18 protein-coding genes are annotated in these 24,376 nt (G+C 34.2%); 13 read left to right on the forward strand and 5 right to left on the reverse strand.

Annotated features, from left to right (window positions below; all coding sequences use genetic code 11):
• Positions 1-16: 16 nt before the first annotated feature.
• A complete protein-coding gene (locus tag IRZ83_RS08890) occupies positions 17-2,887 on the reverse strand; it encodes a triple tyrosine motif-containing protein (protein WP_194568178.1) in 2,871 nt (956 codons plus the stop codon).
• 345 nt (positions 2,888-3,232) lie between these two features.
• On the opposite strand from IRZ83_RS08890, the gene IRZ83_RS08895 reads away from it, so the two are divergent.
• From IRZ83_RS08895 to IRZ83_RS08945, 11 genes are all read left to right on the forward strand, one after another.
• Entirely contained in the window at positions 3,233-6,343 is a 3,111-nt protein-coding gene (locus tag IRZ83_RS08895; RefSeq protein ID WP_029271893.1) for a SusC/RagA family TonB-linked outer membrane protein, read from the forward strand.
• Positions 6,344-6,356: 13 nt separating this feature from the next.
• Positions 6,357-7,865 (forward strand): RagB/SusD family nutrient uptake outer membrane protein, encoded by a 1,509-nt coding sequence (locus IRZ83_RS08900; protein WP_194568180.1) that lies wholly within the window; start codon positions 6,357-6,359, stop codon positions 7,863-7,865.
• Positions 7,866-7,896: 31 nt separating this feature from the next.
• On the forward strand, positions 7,897-8,775 hold the full coding sequence (locus tag IRZ83_RS08905; protein ID WP_194568182.1) for a PKD domain-containing protein: 879 nt from the start codon (positions 7,897-7,899) through the stop codon (positions 8,773-8,775).
• 151 nt (positions 8,776-8,926) lie between these two features.
• Positions 8,927-10,378: a glycoside hydrolase family 30 protein gene (locus IRZ83_RS08910; protein WP_194568183.1), complete on the forward strand. Its 1,452-nt coding sequence runs from the start codon at positions 8,927-8,929 to the stop codon at positions 10,376-10,378.
• Positions 10,379-10,472: 94 nt separating this feature from the next.
• On the forward strand, positions 10,473-11,942 hold the full coding sequence (locus tag IRZ83_RS08915; RefSeq protein ID WP_194568185.1) for a glycoside hydrolase family 30 protein: 1,470 nt from the start codon (positions 10,473-10,475) through the stop codon (positions 11,940-11,942).
• A gap of 27 nt (positions 11,943-11,969) precedes the next feature.
• Entirely contained in the window at positions 11,970-13,442 is a 1,473-nt protein-coding gene (locus IRZ83_RS08920; protein WP_194568187.1) for a glycoside hydrolase family 30 protein, read from the forward strand.
• Positions 13,443-13,478: 36 nt separating this feature from the next.
• A complete protein-coding gene (locus IRZ83_RS08925) occupies positions 13,479-15,215 on the forward strand; it encodes a cellulase family glycosylhydrolase (RefSeq protein WP_194568190.1) in 1,737 nt (578 codons plus the stop codon).
• 23 nt (positions 15,216-15,238) lie between these two features.
• Positions 15,239-16,315 (forward strand): glycoside hydrolase family 16 protein, encoded by a 1,077-nt coding sequence (locus tag IRZ83_RS08930; RefSeq protein ID WP_194568191.1) that lies wholly within the window; start codon positions 15,239-15,241, stop codon positions 16,313-16,315.
• 72 nt (positions 16,316-16,387) lie between these two features.
• Positions 16,388-17,227 carry an endonuclease/exonuclease/phosphatase family protein gene (locus tag IRZ83_RS08935; protein ID WP_194568192.1) on the forward strand — a complete coding sequence of 280 codons (840 nt, stop codon included), beginning with the start codon at positions 16,388-16,390 and terminating at the stop codon, positions 17,225-17,227.
• Positions 17,228-17,229: 2 nt separating this feature from the next.
• Complete coding sequence (locus tag IRZ83_RS08940; protein ID WP_194568193.1) at positions 17,230-18,654, forward strand: glycoside hydrolase family 30 protein; 1,425 nt, start codon at positions 17,230-17,232, stop codon at positions 18,652-18,654.
• Positions 18,655-18,668: 14 nt separating this feature from the next.
• Positions 18,669-20,894 (forward strand): glycoside hydrolase family 3 N-terminal domain-containing protein, encoded by a 2,226-nt coding sequence (locus IRZ83_RS08945; RefSeq protein WP_194568194.1) that lies wholly within the window; start codon positions 18,669-18,671, stop codon positions 20,892-20,894.
• Positions 20,895-20,948: 54 nt separating this feature from the next.
• Here the strand turns inward: IRZ83_RS08945 and IRZ83_RS08950 are convergent, their stop codons facing one another.
• On the reverse strand, positions 20,949-21,206 hold the full coding sequence (locus IRZ83_RS08950; protein WP_029271904.1) for a hypothetical protein: 258 nt from the start codon (positions 21,204-21,206) through the stop codon (positions 20,949-20,951).
• A gap of 245 nt (positions 21,207-21,451) precedes the next feature.
• On the opposite strand from IRZ83_RS08950, the gene IRZ83_RS08955 reads away from it, so the two are divergent.
• Together IRZ83_RS08955 and IRZ83_RS08960 are read left to right on the forward strand one after the other, a co-directional pair.
• A complete protein-coding gene (locus tag IRZ83_RS08955; protein ID WP_029271905.1) occupies positions 21,452-22,207 on the forward strand; it encodes an NUDIX hydrolase in 756 nt (251 codons plus the stop codon).
• Positions 22,208-22,235: 28 nt separating this feature from the next.
• Entirely contained in the window at positions 22,236-22,553 is a 318-nt protein-coding gene (locus tag IRZ83_RS08960; protein ID WP_194568195.1) for an MmcQ/YjbR family DNA-binding protein, read from the forward strand.
• 57 nt (positions 22,554-22,610) lie between these two features.
• On the opposite strand, the gene IRZ83_RS08965 is transcribed toward IRZ83_RS08960, so the two are convergent.
• The 3 genes from IRZ83_RS08965 to IRZ83_RS08975 all read right to left on the reverse strand — a co-directional run bounded on the left by IRZ83_RS08965 (position 22,611) and on the right by IRZ83_RS08975 (position 24,334).
• Positions 22,611-23,219: an alpha-ketoglutarate-dependent dioxygenase AlkB family protein gene (locus IRZ83_RS08965; protein WP_194568196.1), complete on the reverse strand. Its 609-nt coding sequence runs from the start codon at positions 23,217-23,219 to the stop codon at positions 22,611-22,613.
• The gene (locus IRZ83_RS08970; RefSeq protein ID WP_194568197.1) at positions 23,206-23,451 is read right to left on the reverse strand and encodes an Ada metal-binding domain-containing protein; all 246 of its coding nucleotides are present in this window, start codon (positions 23,449-23,451) and stop codon (positions 23,206-23,208) included. The genes IRZ83_RS08965 and IRZ83_RS08970 overlap by 14 nt, the downstream gene beginning before the upstream one ends.
• Before the next feature lie 169 nt (positions 23,452-23,620).
• Positions 23,621-24,334 (reverse strand): 2OG-Fe(II) oxygenase, encoded by a 714-nt coding sequence (locus IRZ83_RS08975; protein ID WP_194568199.1) that lies wholly within the window; start codon positions 24,332-24,334, stop codon positions 23,621-23,623.
• Between the last annotated feature and the right edge of the window lie 42 nt (positions 24,335-24,376).

A 24,376-nucleotide genomic window follows, 5' to 3' on the forward strand; every position in this document is an offset into this window, starting at 1 on the left:
ATGGCCTTCTTGTTTTCTAAATACTCATTAAAAAACCAATTAAGTTTTCTTTTTTATTTAATCCGAGTTTTTTTCTCAAACGATATCTTGCCAATTCAACTCCTCCAGTCGAAATGTTCATAATTTCGGCTATTTCTTTGGTTGACATGTTCATTAATAAATAAGTTGATAGATCCAATTCGCGTGGCGAAATAGTTGGATATTTTTCTTTGAGTCGTTTTAAAAATTCAAAATGAACGTTCTTAATGTGTTTTTCTAAATCTTTCCAGCTCTTGTCTGTATTTACTTCTTTAACTATACTTTTGTTCAGTTTGCTGACTTGAAACTTAGTTGAATCATCTAATGCTTCAATATCAATTTCCTTTAGTTTGTGTATAATTCCATTTAAGATTTTATTTTTCTTTACAACCTGTAAAGAATTGTTTACTAGTTCTTTGTCTTTAGCTAGGATTTTGATTTGAAGTTTGTCATTTTTCAATTTTTCAATTTCCTTTTCCAAGTCATATTGTTCTTGTCTAATTCTCGATTCTTTTTCAAGGTAAAGCCTTCTTTGTTCGATAGTTTCGTAATATTTGTTTTTTCTAATCTTCATTTTAATGCGATCAGAAACTACATATATTCCAATTATAATTAAAATAAAGTAAATCATAAGCGCTAAAAAATGTCTGTACCACGGCGGAGAAACGGTAAATGACAGCGTCGACGCCTCAGATTGAATTCCGTAGCTGTTTCTCACTTTTACCTTCATCGTATATTCTCCCTCTCGAAGATTGGTATATTCCTTAATAGAAATAGTAGACCAATTACTCCATTTCTCGTCAAAAGGCTCTAATTGATAAGAGAATTCGACATTCTCTAGATTTTCATAAGTTGGCGATGAAAAAGTGAAGCGAACATGGTTTGATGAATATGGAATTCGAATATTTTCTATTTTATTCTGATTGTTTCCTAGAATTACAGTGTCACCAGGAAATGAAAAACTTCGGATAAAGGCTTTTGGCTTTGTTACAAAGTTGTTTAGCAATTCAGAATCGTAATGTGCTAATCCGTCTGTTAGTCCAATAAAAATATTTTTTGAATCGATTGTATTAACAGATAAATAACTGCTGACCAAATTGCCAGTTAAATTTGAAAATGGTGCGACAATATTTGTGTAATAATTATTTTTCTTCATTAAAACCCCCAAAGACTCATTAAATGCATACCATAAATTTGATTGTGAATCTTCGCTTAAGCTATTAATGATGGGAATGTTTTGGAATAATTTTGATAAATTTTTGTCTTCGTAAAATATATCCTGTTCTTTAGAATATTTATAAAAATGATTGTTAGTTTGAAAATACAGTTGATTGTCTATCTTCTGAATGCTCCCAATATTTTTGTATTGAGAAGTTAATCGATCTATTTTTTTAATTGATGAAAATCGTGTTAAATCATCGCTGAGTGCCATTCTATAAATAGATTCGTCTTTTTTAAGCCATAAATAAGAATCGTCAAGCTCAAAACTGTTAGACGATTTGTCAAAACCAATTACCTGATTTTTATACCTTAATCCGGTTGGTGTTTTTTCAAAAACTGCAAATCCGTCATAATTTGAACCTAAGAAAAATTCAGGTCGATTTGGAATTTTCTTAAAACCAAAATATCCTTTAGAATCTATAATTTTGGTTACTTTACCTCCTTTTATAACAAGAGCACCTCGGTTGTTAGAACAGATAAGTTCATCATCGATAACCTGAACATTCCAAGACTGCGCCGTTGTTCCTTCGACAAGTTTAAAAGTATCTTCTTTAAAGCTGTTATTCCAAGCGTGGTAAAAAACACCTTGATTTGTGGCTACATATAAGTTTCCCTGATGAATTACTGAAGCGTATACGGTACTAATGTCGTAACTAAATCCAAAATAAGTAAAAGGAGAAGCTTCATTTACAAACGCGATACCGTTATCAAGCCCAAGCCAAAGGTTGTTTTTATTGTCTATAAAAGAGGTCAAAACGGTATTATTCTGGAGTCCTTTTTTTCTATTAATATGCTGAATTATTTTTCCGTTAAAGTCGCAAATAACAATTCCATCCAAGACAGAATTTAAAACAATAAAATTGTCTTTTATGGTTACACCACCAAGAGAGTTATTCTTTTTGACAAAAGTATTAGCTTCCGTATCCCAAGGTTTTACATTATGGTTTTCGTAAATAAATAAACCCTTTTCTAATGTGATGATTAAAGTTTTGTTTTTTGCCAGCGGATACATTCCCCAAATTTCTGTATTATTTAAGACAGTTGTATTTGGCAAAGCGTATAGTCTGCCGTTTTTGAATTCTAAAATTCCTTTCTCAATATCCTGAAAGTATAATTTTTTATTAACTACAAAAGAAAATTGAAAGCGTTTAGGCGCTTTTAGTATTGTAAGCTTGCCATTTTTGAAAACATATGCCCTTGCAAATGATTGAAAAATGGTTTGATTTTCTATAGTATGAATTTTCCAGATAAAGTCGATTATTTTGATTTTATTCTTATCTACTTTTTTGGCTAAAGATGTGTATTTTAATCTTCCTTTTTCATTTGGCTGAAAATATCCAAACTCATTATAACCCCCTACATATATTTTTCCGTCATTATCAATCTTTAAGCATCTTACAGAAGTTAAATTAGGCAAAGGATATTTTCTCCAAGAAGAACCATCAAATTGCAAAAGACCATTGTTATTGGCAAAATATAGGTTTCCATTTTTATCTTGTCCAATATTCCAATTTTGTGTACCTCCTTTATATTCGTTTCGTTTGTAATTTCTTACATCAGGAAGTCCAATGTTTTTAACTTGACCAAAAAAAGTGATTGTGAATAATGTAAAAAAAGTAATAATAAAATATGATTTTCTCAATTTCATAATTTTTTTTATTTGTTTGGGATTTTAATGCTTAACATGTTTGTTTTTAATGCTTTATGTTTATTTTGGCTCTACTACTTCGATGTAGAAACCTCTTTTATTAATAAAAATAAGCAATCTTAATCAACTGTAGTGTTTATTTTTGCAATTAACATTTTCATAACATCTTATTTTTTATTATTAAATAACTATATATTAGATATTTATAAAAAAAATGATGTGTTTTTGTAATGTAATAAAATTTGCTTTGATGTGTTTTTGTAATGAATTTTAATTGTTGATAGTAAAAAAATAACATTATTATTGCATCAAATTACTAATTAATTAACCAAAATTTTTAGAAAAATGAAATTAACAAAATTACTTCTTTTTTGTGTTTCGTCTCTGTTATTCTCGGTTATAGCTGTGGCTCAGGATGTCACGGTAAACGGGATGATTAATGATGAAAGTGGAATGCCAGTTCCAGGTGCAACAATTGTATTGAAAGGTACAACAAAGTCAACGGCATCAGATTTTGATGGGAAATTCCAAATTCAAGTGCCATCAAATGGTGTTTTGACAGTTACTTTTATTGGATATACTACAGTTACAGAAGCTGTAAACGGAAGAACAAAAATTACTATTCAATTAAAACCTGAATCACAATCACTAAATGAAGTTGTGGTTGTAGGATACGGTACTCAAAAGAAAGCAGTAGTTACAGGATCAATTTCCAGTGTAAAAGCTGCAGATCTTGAAAAAGTACCAAATGGTCGCGTTGAGCAGGCTTTGCAAGGTAGAGTTTCTGGTGTAACGGTTGCGGCGAGTTCAGGACAGCCGGGATCTGGGTCAACAATTCGTGTACGTGGTATTACTACTTTTGGAGACGGAGGTAACAATCCGCTTTGGGTTGTAGACGGAAACGTTGTTGATGCAGGAGGAATTAACTTTTTGAATCAATCAGATATTGAATCTATTGAGGTTCTTAAAGATGCAGCATCTGCTGCAATTTACGGTACTCGTGCTGCAACGGGTGTAATTTTGGTTACAACGAAAAAAGGAAAATCAGGGAAAATTTCAGTGAATTATACTGGTTTTAGTGGTGTTTCTTCTCCAGCTAAAAGACTTAACTTATTAAATGCTACACAGTATGCTACAATAATGAATGAAAAATCTTTAGCAGATGGAGGTTCGCCTGTTTACGCTAATCCTTCTGCTTTAGGCAAAGGTACAGATTGGCAGGATGCAATTTTTAATGATCATGCTTACAGATATTCTCACGAATTAAGCTTTAGCGGTGGAGGTGAATTTTCTACTTTTTATGCGTCATTCGGTATTCAAGATCAAGAAGGTATCGTTGCAACTGATATTTCTAACTATACTAAAAAGACTTTTCGTTTAAACTCTACTCACAAAATTTCTAAGTTTTTCACTTTCGGACAAACTTTTGCGTACGCAAAACAAAAGTCACTTGGAATTGGAAATACAAACAGTGAGTTTGGAGGACCTTTGAGTTCTGCAATCAACCTAGATCCAACTACGCCTTTAGTAGTAACTGATCCTGCTGTTGCAAATGCGGCTCCATATTCAACTAATCCAGTTATTCGTGATGCAAACGGAAATCCTTACGGAATTTCTAGTGTTGTTGGTCAGGAAATGACAAATCCATTAGGATATGTTCAAACAAGATTAGGTGCATATAACTGGTCAGATGATTTCGTAGGGAATGCTTATTTAGAGGCTAATATTACAAGTCATTTAAAAGTTAGGTCTACATTGGGAGGTAAGTTAGCTTATTGGGGAGATACAGGATTTACACCTGTTTATTTCTTAAGTTCAAATGTAAATGTTCTTAAAAACAACTATCACCAAAATAATAACAAATCATTTGCTTGGAATATAGAAAACATCGTTACTTATTCTAACAAATTTGGAGATCATAATGTTAATTTATTAGGAGGTCAAGGAACTTATGTTGATAACATTGGTGGGTATGTTGGAGCTACAATGTTTGGTTTGCCTATCTCTAGTTATAAAGACGCTTCTTTTAATTTTGATATTCCACAATCAGACAGAACAAGTGGTACAAGTGATTTGATACAACATAAAGTAACATCATTATTTGCTCGTTTAAACTATGATTATAAAGAAAAATACCTTGTAACAGGTGTAATTCGCCGTGATGGATCAACACGTTTTGGAGATAATAATAAATTTGGTGTTTTCCCTTCATTCTCTTTAGGATGGGTAGTTTCAAAAGAAGATTTCTGGAAAGAAAATGAATTTGTTAATACATTAAAAATTCGTGGAGGTTACGGAGTTGTAGGTAATGATCAGGTTGCTGATTTTAGATACATCTCATTAGTATCTGGAGGATATAATTATGCACTTGGAAACACAGGTACTATTACAACTGGTTACGCTAACGTAACACTTGATAACCCTGATTTGAAATGGGAAGAAACTTCTCAGACAAGTATTGGTTTTGATGCGAAATTATTCAATGATTTCAATTTTACTTTTGACTATTTCATGAAAAAAACAACTGGAATTTTACAGCCAGTAGTTATTCCTGGATACGTTGGAGTTGCAGAACAGCCTTGGGCAAACGTAGCTGATATGAACAATAGCGGTTTAGAGTTTGAATTAGGATACAAAAAAAGACTTGGAGATTTCAATTTAGGAGTAAACGGAAATGTTTCTACACTTAAAAATGAAATTACTTATATTGGTGCTACTGCTGATTATATTGAAGGAAATGCTTCTTTTCAATCTATGGGTCCAGTTACAAGAACTGAAGTAGGGCATTCTTACAATGAGTTCTACGGTTACAAAACAGCTGGGATTTTTCAAAATGAAGCAGAAATTGCTGCTTACAAAAATGCTGCAGGCGGATTAATTCAGCCAAATGCAAAACCTGGAGATTTCCGTTGGGTAGATAATAACGGAGACGGTTCTATCTCAGATCAGGATAAACAATATCTAGGAACAAGTTTGCCAAAATTAACTTTCGGTTTAACATTGAACTTAGATTACAAAAACTTCGATTTCATGGCATTTGCTCAAGGAACTTCTGGAAGCAAAATTTTCCAAGGATTACGCAGGCTAGATATCTTGAATGCTAATTATCAAACTACAGCATTAGATCGTTGGGTAGGAGAAGGAACATCAAACGATTATCCAAGACTTGCTAACAATGATACAAACAAAAACTTCAGCAACATGTCTGACTTTTATCTTGAAAAAGGAGATTACGTTCGTTTGAAACTTGTACAATTAGGATATACTCTTCCTCTTAATTTATCATCTAAAATTGGAGCTGATAAAATTCGTTTCTACGTTAATGGAGAAAACCTAGTAACGTTTACTAAATATACTGGATACGATCCTGAAATTGGAGGTCAAGTATTTGGTATCGATAGAGGTGTTTATCCACAAGCAAGATCTATTATGCTTGGGGCTAACTTTCAATTTTAATACATAAAGAATCATGAAAAATATAAAATATAAATATATATACATTGCCGTTGCATTGGCAGTTCTAGGCTCTTGCTCTGAGGATTTTGTAACTCTTCAGCCAAAAGGATCTTTCCTTTCAACAAGTTATTATAAAAATGAACAACAAGCAACAGCTGCATTAGTTGGAGTTTATGATCCATTAAGAAAAAACACGGGTGGATTTGAAAATATGGTAGCAATGCTGAATGCCGGATCAGATGATTTTTATGCTGGTGGTGGTGGTGCTTCAGATGGTAACGGAATTCAAAATTTTTCTACTCACTCTTTGACATCATTAATTATTCCAGGAAGTTTCTGGAATGACCATTATCAAGGTGTTTACAGATCGAATGTTTTGCTTTCTAAAATGGCAGATGTTGATATGTCAGATGCTTTAAAAGTGAGATTTACAGCAGAAACAAAAACGTTAAGAGCTTTATACTACTTTAATTTGGTGAGAATGTTTAAAAACATTCCGCTTATTTTAGAGCCGCTTACTACATCTACAATGTTAGAAGTTGAACAAGCAACTCCAGAAGCGATTTATGCTCAAATTGAAAAAGATTTAACTGAAGCTATTCCTGGTTTGCCAACTGCTGTAAATGCTGCATCAGAATCTGGTCGTTTGACTAGAGTTTCTGCTCAAGCTTTATTAGGTAAAGTTTATTTATTTGAAGGTAAAAAACCTGAAGCAGCTGCTATTCTTGCGCAAGTAAATGGAACTCCAGGTGCTGCGAATCAATACGGAAATAAATTGCTTGCTAATTTTAGCGATTTATGGGTAACTTCAAACAAATACAACTCTGAATCATTAATTGAAGTTTCACACACAAGTGCTGGTAATTCAAACTGGGATTTCTGGGGTTCAGGTAGAGACGAAGGAAACTCATTAAATGTTATGGTTGGACCTAGAGGTTACGCTAGACCTGCTAATTCAACAGCACCAGATCTTCCATCAGGATGGAGTTTCAGCGTGCCTACACAAAAGTTGTATGACGCTATGAAAAATGATCCAAGATTTGGAGCTACAATTTTAGACATTAAGGCATTAAAAGCGGCTGGTTCTGCTGATTATATTGGCGGTTACCAAGATACTGGATATTTCTTAAATAAATTCTTGCCTAGACAATCAGATGTTCGTACAGGCGGAGGAGCTGCAGAGTTAAACTACAAACAAGATTCGTATATCATTAGACTTGCAGATACTTATTTAATGGAAGCTGAAGCATTAGGTTCAGGAGCTAGAGCGCAAGCATTATTAGATGCTGTTAGAGCTAGAGTTGGATTGCCATCTGTTCCAGTAACATTAGCTGCAATTAAAAATGAAAGAAGAATGGAGCTTGCAGGAGAAGGTCATAGATTTTTTGACTTAGTAAGATGGGGAGATGCTGCAACGGCTTTAGCTGATAGAGGTTTTAATGCAGGAACAGATGAGATCTTTCCAATTCCTCATGTTGAGCTAGTGGGTACAAAATTGAAACAAAACCCTAACTACGAATAATAAAAAACTATCTAACCAAAAACCAAAAAAGATGAACCTAAATATAAATTTAAAGAAAAGTGTATTCCTAATGCTAGCTGTAGCATTAGGAACACTAACAAGCTGCGATGACGAAGTTGGTAACGGAAATGGATTAGCTGCAGCTAATGTTGATGCTTCATTTACTGTAACTCCAGTTACAGGCGCAGTAAATACCTATCTATTAACGGCACAGCCAAAAGGTGTTATTTCATCTAAATGGAATATCGGTGATGGTGATTATGCAGGTAAAATGAATGAAACAATTACGTTGCCAGACGCAGGAACTTATACGGTAACTCATACGGCTATTGGAGCTGGTGGGACATTAGGAAAAGCTACTGCTCAAATTGTTGTAGCTAAAACGGATCCTCTAAAAGGAAATTTAGTTCAAGGAGGCTCTTTTGAAACTGCTGCTGATCAAGCAAAATGGACTGTGCTAAATCTTAGTGCAACTGGAGCTGCTTTCTGGTCGTATGCAAATAAAAGTGCTACAATACATTCTCCTGGAGGATGGGCACAAGAAGGGATTTACCAAGCAATTGATGTTATTAAAGATAAAGAATACACAATCGATATGTTGGTTTCTTGCCCTAGCGGTTCTGATGAAACTTGGTTCGAAGTTTACGCAGGTACATCAGCTCCTAAATCTGGAGTAGAATACAAAGACAACAAAGTAATGGGATTAAGTACTTGGGACGGTTGTGCTAAAGCAGCTTTCTCTGGCAAATTATCTGTTGTAGGATGCGTTAAAAATGACGTAACCGGAACGGTTTCTAATACAGTAAAATTCGCTCAAAGCGGAAAAATTTATCTTCTTATCAGAAGTGGTGGTAATACATTTACTAAAGATGGTATCACTGTTTCTAAAATTGAATTAAGAGGGAAATAAAAGATTAAGTTAAGTTTAAGTTTGGTTGTAAATAGCCCATAATCGTTATGAGTATGGGCTATTTTTTAAATCCTTAAACTGATGCAGATAAACTTTCGTTAAAAAAATTTCTGTAAAAACTTCAAATTAGAATTTAAATAATAAGGGAAGAATGAAAAATAATAGTTTTAAAATTCTATGTTTTTTGTTTTCAGTGGCATCTTTTGGCCAGCCGAAAACAAAAAAAGAATTTACAACCAGTGGAAAAAAAATAACGGTATATACTACTGCTGAAAACTCAAATTTGAGATTAACGTCTACAGATAATTTGACTTTTTCTGCATCTAAACAGCCTCTTGAAGTAGAGTCGTCTGTTTTTGTAGAACCATCAAAAAAGTTTCAGACTTTCATGGGAATTGGAGGAGCTATTACTGATGCGAGTGCCGAAATATTTGCTAAACTTTCAAAAGAAAAACAAACTGAATTCTTAAATGCCTACTATGATAAACAAAAAGGTATAGGCTATTCTTTGCTAAGAACAACGATACAAAGTTCTGATTTTAGCAGTGGAAGCTATTCTTATATCAAAGAAGGAGATAAAGATTTAAAAACTTTTTCGATTGATCATGATAGACAATATCGTATTCCATTAATAAAACAAGCTATTCAAACCGCTGGCGGAAAGCTAACAACTTATGTAGCGCCATGGTCTCCAAATGCTTTTATGAAAAGCAATAAAGATGTACTTAAAGGCGGAACATTATTGCCTGAATATTATCAGACTTGGGCAAACTTTTACGCAAAATTTATTAAAGAGTATGAGAAAGAAGGAATTCCAATTTGGGGAACTTCAACTCAAAATGAGCCGATGGCAGTTCAAACTTGGGAATCTTGTATTTATACTGCCGAAGCAGAAAGAGATTTTATTAAAAATTTCCTCGGGCCAACACTTAAAAAAGAAAAACTGGGAAATGTAAAAATCATAGTTTGGGATCACAACCGTGACTTGATGAATTATAGAGCAAATGTTATTTACTCTGATCCAGAAGCTTCAAAATATGTTTGGGGAATGGGTTTTCATTGGTATGAAAACTGGTCTGGAGGAGCATCAATGTTTGACAATGTTGGTAAAGTAAATGAAGCTTATCCTGACAAAGGACTGCTATTTACAGAAGGCTGTGTCGAAAAATTTGATGCCAAAAAATACCAATTTTGGGGTAACGGAGAAAGATATGGAATTTCTATGATCAACGATTTTAATAATGGAACTGCCGGCTGGACAGACTGGAATATTCTTTTAGATCAAAATGGAGGTCCTAATCATGTTGGTAATTTCTGTTTCTCACCAATTCATGCTGATATAACAACTGGCGAATTAATTTATACCCCATCTTATTATTATATTGGTCATTTTTCAAAATTCATTCATTTAAATGCAGTGCGAGTAAGCTCTGCAGTAAGCAGAAGTGCATTGCTAAGTACTTCATTTTTGAATACAGATGGTACAATGGCAACTGTTGTTATGAATCAATCTGATAAAGAGATTACTTATAATTTAATTATAGCTGCTGAAAAAGCAGTAGTTAAGATTCCTCCCCACGCTATACAAACACTTGTGTATTAGTATTGTGTAGTAAATAATGAGGGCTGAATTGAATCATCCAAATTAGCCCTCAATTTTACTTTTATTTTAAATTAAATCGTTTTTTGAAAGTACAATGAAAACCATAAATCGAATTTTATTAGTCCTAATATTAATACTGCAATTAAGTTGTAATTCATCAAAAATTGCAGATGGTTCTTCAGTTTCTGTACCTCAAGCAAATAAAAAAATCGAAGTTTATACTACAGCTGAAAACTCAAAATTACGATTGTCATTATCGAATAATTTTATTTCGAATGCTGCTTCACAACAAACAAATTCAACAGTTTCTATTGCTATAGATCCTACAAAAACAGATCAGACATTTTTAGGAATTGGAGGTGCAATTACAGACGCAAGTGCAGAAGTTTTCGCCAAATTATCACCTAAAAAACAACAGGAATTCCTAACTGCTTACTACGACAAAAACAAAGGAATTGGCTATTCATTAGCCAGAACCAACATACATAGCTGCGATTTTAGCAGTGAGAGTTATACTTATATTGCTGAAGATGATAAAGATTTAAAAACTTTCAATATCGATCACGATCGAAAATTCCGAATTCCACTTCTTAGAAAAGCAATTGAAACTGCCGGCGGGAAATTAACTTTATTTGTTAGTCCGTGGAGTCCCCCAGCTTTCATGAAAGACAATAATGATATTTTGCACGGCGGCGTTTTATTGCCTCAGTTTGCACAATCGTGGGCAAATTATTATGTGAAATTTATTAAAGCATACGAAAAAGAAGGTATTCCTGTTTGGGGTTTAACCATTCAGAATGAACCAATGGCCAGACAGAGTTGGGAATCTTGTATTTATACTCCTGACGCCGAAAGAGATTTCTTGAAAAACTTTCTTGGTCCAACTTTAAAAAAGGAAGGACTTGGTTCTAAAAACATTATCATCTGGGATCACAATCGAGGAGATATGTTAGAAAAAAGAGCCAATCTTGTTTTCTCAGATCCTGAAGTTTCAAAATATGCATGGGGAATAGCGTTTCACTGGTATGAAACCTGGAACGGAGGACCACCTCAATTTGAATCTGTAGCGAAAGTTCATGAAGCTTTTCCAAATAAAAATTTACTTTTTACAGAAGGCTGTGTCGAAAGATTTGATGCTGCAAAATTTCAGTTTTGGGGAAATGCGGAACGCTATGGTCTCAACATAATTAACGATTTTAATAACGGGACAGTTGGCTGGACAGATTGGAATATTCTTTTAGATGAAAGAGGAGGACCAAATCACGTAGGTAATTTTTGCTTTTCGCCTATTCATGCCGACACCACAAAAGATGAATTGATCTACACACCAATGTATTATTATATTGGACATTTCTCAAAGTTTATTCGCCCAAATGCGAAGCGAATAACACAGACTGTTAGTGATAAAACTCTTTTAAGTACATCATTTAAAAATAGTGATGGAAGAATCGCCACTATTGTTATGAACCAAACCAATAAAGATGTTGTATATACTTTAAACAGCAGCATTTTAAAAACTACTATTACTATTCCAGCACACGCTATACAGACTGTTGTATACTAGTGTTCTATTAACTAAAAAACTATAAAAATGAAACTGAATTTAAAAACCACGATAAAAGCACTATTTTTTGCAGCAGCTATATTGGCTCAAGTGAAATGTTCTTCCTCAAATGATGTGGTAGATCCGCCTGTTACGCCTCCGGTTGTTGTTCCTCCAGTTGTAGTAACAAATGATGTTGATTTTTGGCTCACAAAAGGAGATCAAAGCGTTTTGCTGGCTAAACAATCTGGAACTTTAGGATTTGGAACTACGCCTAATACATATACAAACATTGAAGTTAATGCTTCTCAAAAATATCAGACTGTAGACGGTTTTGGATATACTTTAACAGGCGGAAGTGCAGAGGTAATTAATCAATTAAACGCAGCTAAAAAAGCAGCTCTTTTGCAAGAATTATTTGGTTCTGGCGAAAACTCAATTGGAATAAGTTATCTAAGAATCAGCATTGGTGCCTCGGATTTGAATGCTGCACCTTTTACTTATGATGATCTTCCTACTGGAGATACGGATTTAGATTTGGCGAAATTTAGTTTGGATAAAGATAAAACAGGAGTAATTGCACTGTTGAAAGAAATTCTTGCCATTAATCCAAAGATTCTAATTTTAGCAACGCCATGGTCAGCACCACTTTGGATGAAAGATAAAAACAGCTTTATTGGAGGAAAATTACAAACCCAATATTATGATGTTTACGCAAAATATTTTGTAAAATACATTCAGCAAATGAAGGCGGAAGGAATTACAATTGATGCTGTAACACCTCAAAACGAACCTTTGCATGATGGGAACAATCCAAGTATGTATATGTCTGCAGGAGAACAGGCGAATTTTATAAAAACAAATTTAGGTCCTGCATTAAAAGCAGTAAATCTTAGTGTAAAAATTATTGCTTACGATCACAATTGTGATAATCCAAATTATCCAAAAGCAATTTTGGCTGATGCCGATGCATTTCCTTTTGTAGACGGTTCGGCATTTCACTTATACGCTGGAGATATCAGTGCGCTTACAAATGTTTACAATTCTTACCCAACAAAAAATGTGTATTTCACAGAACAATGGACATCTTCTGCTGGTGAATTTGCAGGTGATTTAAAGTGGCATGTTCGAAATGTTGTTATCGGCTCAATGAGAAATTACAGCAAAAATGCACTAGAATGGAATTTAGCCAACAACGGTGCTTTCGAACCTCATACTGCAGGCGGATGTTCAATGTGCAAAGGTGCGCTGACAGTTACTACAAGTGATACTTTTCAGCGTAATGTTGCGTATTATATTATTGCTCATGCGTCGAAATTTGTTCCGGCAGGCTCAATCAGAATTGCAAGTAATTCAAGTGGAAATCTGCAAAATGTAGCTTTTATTACACCATCTGGTTCAAAAGTTTTAATTGTTGAAAATGATGGAGCAGCAAGCGAAATCTTCAATATTAAATTCAATGATAAATGGATCACAACTTCTTTAGATGCAGGAGCTGTGGGAACGTATACTTGGAAATAATCAGATAATTTAAACCGGAAATAAATCAATTTTCAGATGAAAAGAACACTTATAATAGCGCAGTTTTTGTTCACTATAGCTTCTTTTGGACAAGGTTTTTTGCACAGAGACGGACAAAAGATTGTTGACGGAAATGGCAAAAATATTATATTAAGAGGTCTTGGTTTAGGCGGATGGATGGTGCAGGAAGGATATATGATGCAGACACAGCCTTTTGCAAGTCCGCAATATAAGATCAAGCAAAAAATTCAAGATGTTGTTGGAGAAGAGGGAACAAAAGAATTTTATGCAGCATACAAAGCAAACGGAATTACAAAACGAGATATCGATTCACTGGCAAAATGGGGTTTCAATTCGATTCGTTTACCAATGCATTACAATTTATATACACCATCAATTCAAGAAGAAAAAAATGGTGAAATTACTTGGATAGAAGAAGGTTTCACAATGACAGATAATTTGCTGAAATGGTGTGCCGAAAATAAAATATACCTTATTTTAGATTTGCATGCAACTCCTGGAGGTCAAGGAAACGATGCCGCAATATCTGATTATGACACTACAAAACCATCGCTTTGGGAAAGCGAAGCAAATCAGAAAAAAATGATTGCTCTATGGAAAAAACTGGCTTCCCGTTACAGAGATAATCCTTGGATTGGAGCTTACGATATTATCAACGAACCAAACTGGAATTTTACCGGAACGAATAAAAATGGCTGTGATGAAAATTCAAACGGGCCTTTAAGAGATTTGATGGTTGCCATTACAAAAGCAATCCGCGAAGTTGATACCAACCATATGGTAGTTATCGAAGGAAATTGCTGGGGGAATAATTACAACGGAATTTTTCCTTTATGGGATGAAAATATGGCGTTGAGTTTCCATAAATATTGGAATTACAACGACAAAGAATCGATTCAGAAAATGTTGGATTATAGAACACAATACAACGTTCCGATTTGGCTGGGAGAAAGTGGAGAAAATTCTAATGTCTGGTTTAAAGATGCCTTGACATTGGTTGAAACTAACAATATTGGATGGGCTTTTTGGCCAATGAAAAAAATAGAAAATATTGCTGGTGTAACTTCGGTAACTAAAATTCCAGAATATGATGTTCTGCTGAAATACTGGAAAGATGGAGGTCAAAAACCAAATCCAGAATTTGCCAAAAAAACATTGATGAAAATGGCAGATAATTACAAAATGCAAAACGTAACGGTTAAGCCAGATGTTATCGATGCGATGTTCAGACAAGTACAGACAAACGATACCAAACCATACAAAAACCATATAATTCCAGGAAAAATTATTGCCACTCAATATGATTTAGGAACAAACGGATTTGCTTATTCTGATAAAGATTTTGTGAATTATAAAGTGGCTACAGGAAACTTCGACCAATGGAACAAAGGAAATACAATGCGTAACGATGGTGTGGATATTTTGCCTTGCAAAGATGCTGGTTCTAACGGTTATCAGGTTTCATTTATAGAAGATGGAGAATGGCTGCAATTTACATCAGAAGTTAAGAAGCAAAACTCATATAAGGTTGCCATTCGCTATTCAAGCGAAAAAGCGGAAGGGAAACTTCATTTAGAAACAGAAAATGGCAAAAAATCAGAAACAATCGTTCTTCCTGCAACTGGAGGAAATGATAAATGGAAGACCATTATTTTATCTGGAGTTGAGATAAATGCAGGAACAAATAAAATCAAAGTAGTTTTCGAAAAAGGAGGCTTTAATTTGAATTATTTAGATTTTTTAAACAAGTAATTACAAACTCAAATTAATAAAAGATGAAAATAAATAATCTCATAAACAAAGTAGGTGTTTTAACATTTATCTTATTGTTTGTATTTCAGTCTTGCAGCAGCAGTAATGATGCAGCAGATGAGAGACCAGTTGTTGTTGCACCTTCAAATCTTTCTGTTCAGGTTGAAGTACTTGGCAAGACAGCCGATAAACCAGATGGCGACGGAAGCGGAAAAATACATTTAACGATAACTGCTTCAAACGCAACTTCATATAAAGTTTTGATTGATAATCAGCTTAAAGAAATTTTCACTGGTGATTTTACTTATGAATTTACAGCTTCGGGAACTAAAAATTATCCAATAATCGTTTCAGCTTATAACGGTGCGCAGTTTGTGAGTTCAACAACTTCTGTAAATGTTTTTGTTTCCAGAAAATTGCTTTGGGCAGATGAATTTGATGCTGATGGTGCCCCAAACACTTCAAAGTGGGGTTACAACACAGGAACTGGAGACGGCTGGGGGAATAACGAATTAGAATATTACACTACTCGACCAGAAAATGTAATTATCTCAAACGGAACCCTAAAAATAAAAGCCATAAAAGAAGAATATTTAGGAAGCCATTATACTTCTGCAAGATTGCTTACAAAAGGAAAATTTTCTTTTAAATACGGTCGAGCCGAAGTTCGTGCAAAACTCCCAGTTGGTGGCGGTACTTGGCCAGCATTCTGGATGTTGGGCGATAACATTGATACTGCAGGCTGGCCTTTATGCGGTGAAGTTGATATATTAGAATCGGTTGGGAATAACCCAAACGTAAATCATTCATCTTTACATTCGCCTGGGCGCTCAGGAAATACGCCAGATACTGCAACTACAACGGTTCCAAATTCGGCAACAGAATTTCATGTTTATGCAGCAGATTGGAGTCCTGAAAGCATTAAGTTTTACGTAGATGATAAATTGTTTTATACCTATGCAAATGCTGCTTCAACTCCTTTTAATCAAAACTTTTTCCTGATTTTAAATTTGGCTATGGGAGGAAATTTTGGAGGAGCAGTCGATCCAAATTTTGCTAATGCAACTTTTGAAGTCGATTATGTGAGAGTGTATAATTAACATAAGTTTTAAATTAATTTTTTCTTCTAAAGCTCATGAACAGCTAGCTTTACAGGAATAAAATTTTTAAACATGAAAAAGATAAATACAATTGTTTTAGTAGTAATGATGCTTTTGGTAAGTGGGTCATTTTATGGTCAAAATTTAAAAATTATGACTTATAACATTCGTTTGGATAATGCTTCTGACGGAGAAAATGCCTGGCCTAACCGAAAAGAGTATTTTACATCTCAAATACAATTTTATAGTCCGGATATTTTTGGAGTTCAGGAAGCAACACCGCCCCAAGTTGATTATATCGCATCGGCTATGCCAAATTATAACAAATTTGGAATAGGAAGAGAAGAAGGCGCAACAGGAGAAGCTTGTACGATTTATTATAAAAAAGATCGTTTTAAGGTAGAGAACTCTAATACATTTTGGCTCTCAGAAACACCAAATGTAGTTTCTAGAGGCTGGGATGCTGCTTGCAATAGAGTTTGTACATATGGACTTTTTACCGATTTAAAAACTAAAAAAACGTTTTGGGTTTTTAATCTGCATCTTGATCATATGGGCGAAGTAGCTAGAGTAAAAGGCGTACAGCTTGTTTTGAAAAAAATAAGCGAACTCAATTCGAAAAAATACCCAGCTTTTTTAATGGGAGATTTCAATTCTGAACCGAATACGCCACAAATTGCTGAAATCAAAAAAGTGATGGACGACACCAGAGAAGTTTCGAAAGAAAAGCCTTTTGGGCCATCAGGAACTTTCAACGGTTTTAAACATAATGAGCCAGTAAAATTATTGATAGATTACATTTTTGTTTCTAAAAATAGCGGGCTCAAAATTCAAAAACATGCAGTTCTAAGTGATTCTAAAGATTTAAAATATCCTTCGGATCATTTGCCTGTCTTAATAGAAATAGATTAAAAATGAAAAACAGCAGCAAAAAACTTCAAATTTTACTTTTACTGCCACTTATTGCAGTTCAAATAAAATGTGGATCTTCAAAAACTACAGTATCCAATTCTGGTAAAGCAGCATCTTGGATTACGACTGTAGACGAAACATCAAAATTGCAAAAACAAAACGATTTGGTTTTTAATTCAAAAACCAATTCAAACCCAACTATTTCAGTAGACGCTTCCCAGAAATTCCAAACCATTGAAGGTTTTGGATTTTCATTAACTGGAGGAAGCGCACAAGCCATTTTAAAGTTAGATAAAACTAAAAAAGAAGCCCTGCTTCAAGAATTGTTTTCTAGAAAAAATGATGCAATTGGGTTGAGCTATTTGCGAATTAGTATTGGTGCATCTGATTTGAATGAAAAAGTTTTTTCGTATGACGACATGCCAGAAGGCCAAACCGATTTAAAACTTGAACATTTTAATCTTGGTCCGGATTTAAAAGATGTCGTGCCGCTTTTAAAAGAGATTTTGGCAATAAATCCAAAAATAAAAATCATGGGTTCTCCTTGGTCGCCTCCTGTTTGGATGAAAGACAACGGAAGCTCAAAAGGAGGAAGCTTACAGCCTAAATATTATCAGGTTTATGCAGAATACTTTGTGAAATATATTCAGGCAATGAAAGCGCAAGGAATTGTAGTTGATGCTATAACACCTCAAAATGAACCTTTGCATCCAGGAAACAATCCTAGTTTGTTAATGTTTGCAGAACAGCAGGCAGATTTTATCGGGAATCATTTAGGGCCCGCTTTCGCGAAAGCAAATATCAAAACCAAAATCGTGGTTTACGATCACAATTGCAACAAACCCGAATATCCGTTGACTATTTTAAAAGATGCAAAAGCGAATCCCTTTGTTGCGGGTTCAGCATTCCATTTATATGAAGGAGATATTAGTGCATTGACAACAGTTCACGATGCATTTCCTAATAAAGATTTATATTTTACAGAACAATATACAGGTTCAGGAAGCAGTTTTGCTGATGATTTGAAATGGAGCGTGAAAAATGTGGTAATTGGTTCTATGCGCAACTGGAGTGTAAATGCGCTTTCATGGGGATTGGCTAATGATGAGTATTACAAACCTTTTACGCCGGGTGGCTGCTCGACTTGTAAAGGCGCTTTAATGATTGATCAAAATCAGAATATTAAGAGAGAAGTGGGTTATTATATTATTGGTCACGCTTCGAAGTTTGTTCCTGAAGGATCAGTTAGAATTGGAAGTAATATTAGCGGAAATCTTTATAATGTCGCTTTCAAAACGCCATCAGGACAAATTGTTCTAATTGTAGAAAATGACGGCACTGCAGCACAAACATTCAATATCAAATACAATCAAAAACAAATTTCAACTACTTTAAATGCAGGTGCAGTAGCAACTTACGTTTGGTAATCAAAATTAATTAAATGAAAAAAATAACAACATTTGCCTTGTTGATGGTCACGTTTTTTGCGGCCGCACAGCAAGAAACTATCGATCAGAAAGTAAATGCTTTATTGAAGAAAATGACTATTGAAGAAAAAATTGGTCAGTTAAATCAATACACAGGCGATAATTCAGCAACGGGTCCAATTACAATAAATCCAAATAAACAAGCGGAGATAAAAGCTGGTTTAGTAGGTTCGATGCTAAATATCATCGGAACAAAATATACCAGACAATATCAGGAATTGGCGATGCAGTCACGTCTTAAAATACCGTTGTTGTTTGGCCAAGATGTTATTCACGGTTATAAAACAACATTTCCAATTCCGTTAGCCGAGGCTGCGAGCTGGGATTTACCAGCAATTGAATTGGCTGCTAGAGTTGCGGCTACAGAAGCTTCTGCAAGTGGTATTCACTGGACATTTGCACCAATGGTGGATATTGGGCGTGACCCGCGTTGGGGACGCGTAATGGAAGGCGCTGGAGAAGATACTTATTTAGGATCTAAAATTGCTTACGCTCGAGTAAAAGGTTTTCAAGGAAATAAACTGGGAGATTTAAACTCTGTTATGGCTTGCGTCAAACACTTTGCAGCTTACGGAGCAGGAGTGGGCGGAAGAGATTATAACTCTGTTGATATGAGTGAAAGAATGCTTTTAGAAACGTATTTGCCTCCTTTTAAAGCAGCTTTAGATGCCGGTGCTGCAACTTTTATGAATTCATTTAATGATTTAAACGGAATTCCGGCTACTGCAAATGCACATTTACAGCGCGATATCTTAAAAGGCAAATGGAACTTTCAAGGTTTCGTAGTTTCAGATTGGGGTTCTATTGGAGAAATGGTCGCTCATGGTTACTCAAAAGATCTTAAAGAAGCAGCTTATGCAGCCATTACTGCCGGAAGTGATATGGATATGGAAAGTAATGCTTACCGATATAATTTAGCTGCATTGGTTAAAGAAGGAAGAGTTTCCATCGATTTAATTGATGATGCTGTGAAACGTATTTTGCGTAAAAAATATGAGTTAGGCTTATTCGAAGATCCTTACAGATATTCAGATGATAAAAGAGCTGAAAAAGCCTTGAGTAATCCTGAAAATAGGAAAGCAGCACTTGAAGTTGCTGAAAAAAGTATCGTTTTACTGAAAAATGAAAACCAAACTTTACCACTTTCTAAAAACTTGAAAACGATTGCTTTCATTGGGCCAATGGTGAAAGAATACAAAGCCAATATGGGTTTTTGGTCTGTAGAATTACCAGATGTAAATTACGATAAATGGGTCGTTTCTCAATGGGATGGTTTGCAAAACAAAGTGGGAAAAAACACCAAATTGCTTTACGCAAAAGGCTGTGAAGTTGATGGCGATAATAAAGATGGTTTTGCCGAAGCAGTTGCAACAGCAAAACAAGCTGATGTTGTTATTTTGAGTATTGGAGAAAGACGCGACATGAGCGGTGAAGCAAAAAGCCGAAGCAATCTTGGTTTGCCAGGCGTTCAGGAAGATTTAGTAAAAGCAATTCAGGCAACAGGAAAACCAGTTGTGGTTTTAGTAAATGCAGGAAGACCGCTTATTTTTAATTGGACAGCAGATAACGTTCCTGCAATCGTATATACTTGGTGGTTAGGAACTGAAGCTGGAAATGCAATCGCAAATGTTTTATTTGGAGATTACAATCCGTCAGGGAAACTGCCAATGACTTTTCCTAGAGAAGTGGGTCAAGTACCAATTTATTACAATCATTTTAGTACAGGAAGACCAGCCAAAGATGAAGATTCAAAAAATTATGTTTCAGCTTATATTGATTTAAAGAACTCACCTAAATTTCCTTTCGGATATGGTTTGAGTTATACCAAATTCGAGTATTCAGGTTTGAAGCTTTCTTCAGCAAAAATGAAAACTAATGAAACAATTAAAGTTTCTTTTCAATTATCAAATGTTGGAAAAGTGGCTGGTGAAGAAGTGGTGCAATTGTATTTAAAAGACAAATTTGGATCTGTAGTTCGTCCGGTTTTAGAATTGAGAGATTTTCAAAAAGTAAAATTAAATGCTGGAGAAACAAAAACTATAGAATTTACAATCGATAAAGAAAAACTTTCTTTCTACAATAATAAATTAGAATGGACAGCTGAACCAGGAGAATTCGAATTAATGATTGGAGCTTCGTCAGCAGATATTAAATTAAAAATGGGGTTTGAATTAGAGTAATAACAAATTTAAAATTCAAATTTGGCGTTATGGATTTTATAAATGGGTTTTGAATTATTTCAGAACTGTATTTATAAAATCCATAGCGCCAATTCCTTTATATGATGCATATAACGCCTTGTCAAATGCTTCGCGTTTTGCTTTTTTATCCTTTGCCTCAGTCTCAACAATCATTTGGTTGAAAATTTTTTCTTGCTCTTGACTGTATTTTATAGATTCTTCTAATAGATATGTTTTCGAAACAAATCCGAATGATGTCCAGATTTTATTTCTTATTTTTTTGTTGATATTTTTTAACGGATTGGTATTCATATCTCTTGCATTGGCTTTCTTAAGTATCTAAAAAAGAATAACATGTTTTTTAATGTGTTATTATGACGCAATGTACTTATTTTTTTTAAATTGCACTTAAATTTTAAGTTAAAATTGTAATTCATACACTTCTTTTAGAGTATTTCTCTTTAGAGATATTAAGGCAAAAGTGATTTGGTTTTAAGAAAATGAACTAAATTGGCAGATTATTCGAGATAAAAAAGTTGTATTAAATTGAAATTAGAATGTTAAGAGACATTATAGAAAATAATCAAAATTATCAGCCCGGACTTTCTATTGACTGTGTGATTTTTGGTTTTCATGATAATCAGCTTAAAGTTTTGTTGATTAAAATTCCAAACAGTCAAACATGGTCCCTGCCCGGCGGATTTATTCCGATAGATCAGGATATTGATACTGCGGCCGTTACAGTTCTAAACGAACGAACTGGAGTTGAAGGTATCTTTTTAAGACAATTTGCGACTTTTGGAAAAATAAAACGAAACGATCAACATTTTGGAAAAGAAGTACTCAAATATCTGAAAATTGACGAAGAAAAAGGCAAATGGCTCACACAGCGATTTGTTACCATTGGTTATTATGCTTTAGTCGACTTTTTGAAAACCATTCCGAAACCAGCAAATAAAGATGAGGTGATAGAATGGATTGATCATAAAGAAGTGCCAGCACTTATTTTAGATCACAAAGAAATTCTAGGCAAAGCTTTAGACACTTTAAGAATTGAATTGAATTTAATGCCTATTGGCTATAATTTATTGCCCGAAAAATTTACGATTCCGGAACTTCAGAAATTGTACGAAACTATTTTAGATAAAAAACTGGACAGAAGAAACTTTCTCCGAAAAATCACCAACATCGGAATCCTGACAAAACTCGACGAAAAGAAAAGCAACGTTGCCCATAAAGCACCCAATTTATATTCGTTTGATAAAGATAAATATGAAGAAGTCCTTAAAAATGGCTTGAATCAAGGGTGGTAAAATTTAAGTTTAATTTAAATTAGCAATTATGGTGTCTATTGAAACATTCAGAAAATTAGCGATGTCTTTTCCAGATGCAACCGAAGAACCTCATTTTGAGAAAACTTCTTTTCGTGTCAACAAGAAAATCTTCGCGAGTTTTGATGAAAAAAACAATCAAGCTGTTTTAAAATTAAACGAAATCGATCAATCTGTTTTTTGTGCATCAAGCGAAATGATTTTTTATCCAATTCCGAATAAGTGGGGAAAACAAGGCTGGACCATTGTTGAACTTTCAAAAGTAAGACCAGAAATGTTTGAAGATGCTTTGATACGATCTTATGAAAATGTTATAGCTAAAAAGTAATATTCGAAATACAAACCTAACAGGTTTTTAAAACCTGTTAGGTTTCGAAACTAAATTCTATTTCACAATCGTTCTAAAAGTCAAATTTACTCTCGGTTTTTGAGTTGTTTTTGTTGGAGGCAAACGATGCAGCCAATGCGTTTGTGTTTCATCCTTCATAACCAGTAAACTGCCGTGTTCTAAAATTAAAGAAACCGTTTCTTTGGTTTCTTTATGTTTGAAGGCAAACTTTCTTTCGGCACCAAAACTTAATGAGCCAATTTCGCCGTTCTTTTTTAAATCTTTTTCGGCGTCGCTGTGCCAAGCCATTCCTTCATCGCCAGAATGATATAAATTAAGTAAACAAGAATTGAATGTTTCTCCCGTTTTTTCTTCAAGAAAAGTTTTTAACTTTAATAATTCAGTTGTCCAAGGAAGTGCTTTTTTTGTAGTGTTTGAATACGTATATTCGAATTCCTGATCGCCGTACCAGGCTACTTTTCGCTTGGTTAAAATTAATTTTCCAAATATAATAGCTTCATCATTTTTCCATTCAATTGTATTTAACAGAATATCACGATAGAAATCGGCTTCTTCTCTCGAAAACAATTTTCCATAATAATTTACAGTTCCATCTTTCGGAAGCAGGTTTGTGGTTTCGTCTATTTGAGTATTAAATAAGTCCATTTTTCCATTTTAAATATTCGGTTCTCATACAATGACCACAGGGTCTGAAACCGTTTTCTAGTGCTTCATTTTCAGATAAAAAGAAAACCCGATTTTCGCGTTTCATTCTTTTTCCGGAAGCACATTTTAATGTTCCGTAGATTTTTAATTTTTGGTTGCCGCCAAAGCAAATCTCCGAATTTTTAATTTTATTTCGAAGATCTGAATCTAAAATTTTATTATGTTGAAGCATTCCTGATAATTTACGATTTTTTATTCTGTAGAGACGCACCGCAGTGCGTCTACGCAAAGATTGTCGACAAAGATTCTCAACGGAAATACGTGACGTTAGACGCACTGCGGTGCGTCTCTACAGATATACTGTTGCCTAAGTATACTTTGTACCTCTGCAACTTTGTACCTCAACTTAACGCATCATGAAATATAATTCCCAAAGTAAAACGCTCGCCAGAATGAATTTCGCTCACGCCATGTTTCATATTGACCCGATAATATCCTTTTGTTCCTTTTACAGGTCTGAAATTAGTCGTAAAAACCAAAACGTCTCCTTTTTTAGGTTTTAAAACAATTGCTTTAGATTGCGCTCTCGGCGTTTGTTGTGTCAAGACAAATTCTCCGCCGGTAAAATCTTGGTCAGGTTCGTTTAGGAAAAGCACAATTTGAATTGGAAAAAAAACATCTCCATATAAATCTTGATGTAAAGTATTAAATCCGCTTTTTTCGTATTTTAAAATTAAAACCGTTGCTTTGAGCTGATTATTATCGTGACATTCTTCTAATAGTTTTTCATGCGTTTGAGGAAAAACAGTATTGATGTTCAAAGCTTTCATCCAAGAATTTGCAATTGGCGCTAACCTCGGATAAATTGAGGTTCGAATATTCTGAATCAAATCTGGCAACGGATAATTAAAGTATTTATATTCGCCTAAGCCAAAACGATAGCGCTCCATTACAACTGTTTTTCTGTATAAATTTGGATTGTCATAATCGAATTTTAAATCCTCACATTCCTCGTTAGTGAGGATTTTTGGAATAATTGCAAATCCGTTTTCGTGCATAGATTCGGTGATGTTTTCCCAATTTTGAGAAGCAATTTTTGATTGTATATTTTGCATAAGAATTTTGGATTGAATTTATAATGAAGAATCTTTCGCATA

Origin of the sequence: Flavobacterium sp. JLP (assembly GCF_015350755.1) — a bacterium.
Lineage (GTDB): Bacteria > Bacteroidota > Bacteroidia > Flavobacteriales > Flavobacteriaceae > Flavobacterium.

Excerpts from the sequence above, each read along its gene's own strand:
- IRZ83_RS08890 (WP_194568178.1), bottom strand. The coding sequence starts at position 2,887 with ATGAAATTGAGAAAATCATATTTTATTATTACTTTTTTTACATTATTC.
- IRZ83_RS08940 (WP_194568193.1), top strand. The coding sequence starts at position 17,230 with ATGAAAAACAGCAGCAAAAAACTTCAAATTTTACTTTTACTGCCACTT.
- IRZ83_RS08915 (WP_194568185.1), top strand. The coding sequence starts at position 10,473 with ATGAAAACCATAAATCGAATTTTATTAGTCCTAATATTAATACTGCAA.
- IRZ83_RS08975 (WP_194568199.1), bottom strand. The coding sequence starts at position 24,334 with ATGCAAAATATACAATCAAAAATTGCTTCTCAAAATTGGGAAAACATC.
- IRZ83_RS08935 (WP_194568192.1), top strand. The coding sequence starts at position 16,388 with ATGAAAAAGATAAATACAATTGTTTTAGTAGTAATGATGCTTTTGGTA.
- IRZ83_RS08930 (WP_194568191.1), top strand. The coding sequence starts at position 15,239 with ATGAAAATAAATAATCTCATAAACAAAGTAGGTGTTTTAACATTTATC.
- IRZ83_RS08900 (WP_194568180.1), top strand. The coding sequence starts at position 6,357 with ATGAAAAATATAAAATATAAATATATATACATTGCCGTTGCATTGGCA.
- IRZ83_RS08920 (WP_194568187.1), top strand. The coding sequence starts at position 11,970 with ATGAAACTGAATTTAAAAACCACGATAAAAGCACTATTTTTTGCAGCA.
- IRZ83_RS08905 (WP_194568182.1), top strand. The coding sequence starts at position 7,897 with ATGAACCTAAATATAAATTTAAAGAAAAGTGTATTCCTAATGCTAGCT.
- IRZ83_RS08965 (WP_194568196.1), bottom strand. The coding sequence starts at position 23,219 with ATGGACTTATTTAATACTCAAATAGACGAAACCACAAACCTGCTTCCG.
- IRZ83_RS08895 (WP_029271893.1), top strand. The coding sequence starts at position 3,233 with ATGAAATTAACAAAATTACTTCTTTTTTGTGTTTCGTCTCTGTTATTC.
- IRZ83_RS08945 (WP_194568194.1), top strand. The coding sequence starts at position 18,669 with ATGAAAAAAATAACAACATTTGCCTTGTTGATGGTCACGTTTTTTGCG.
- IRZ83_RS08960 (WP_194568195.1), top strand. The coding sequence starts at position 22,236 with ATGGTGTCTATTGAAACATTCAGAAAATTAGCGATGTCTTTTCCAGAT.
- IRZ83_RS08910 (WP_194568183.1), top strand. The coding sequence starts at position 8,927 with ATGAAAAATAATAGTTTTAAAATTCTATGTTTTTTGTTTTCAGTGGCA.
- IRZ83_RS08955 (WP_029271905.1), top strand. The coding sequence starts at position 21,452 with ATGTTAAGAGACATTATAGAAAATAATCAAAATTATCAGCCCGGACTT.
- IRZ83_RS08925 (WP_194568190.1), top strand. The coding sequence starts at position 13,479 with ATGAAAAGAACACTTATAATAGCGCAGTTTTTGTTCACTATAGCTTCT.
- IRZ83_RS08950 (WP_029271904.1), bottom strand. The coding sequence starts at position 21,206 with ATGAATACCAATCCGTTAAAAAATATCAACAAAAAAATAAGAAATAAA.
- IRZ83_RS08970 (WP_194568197.1), bottom strand. The coding sequence starts at position 23,451 with ATGCTTCAACATAATAAAATTTTAGATTCAGATCTTCGAAATAAAATT.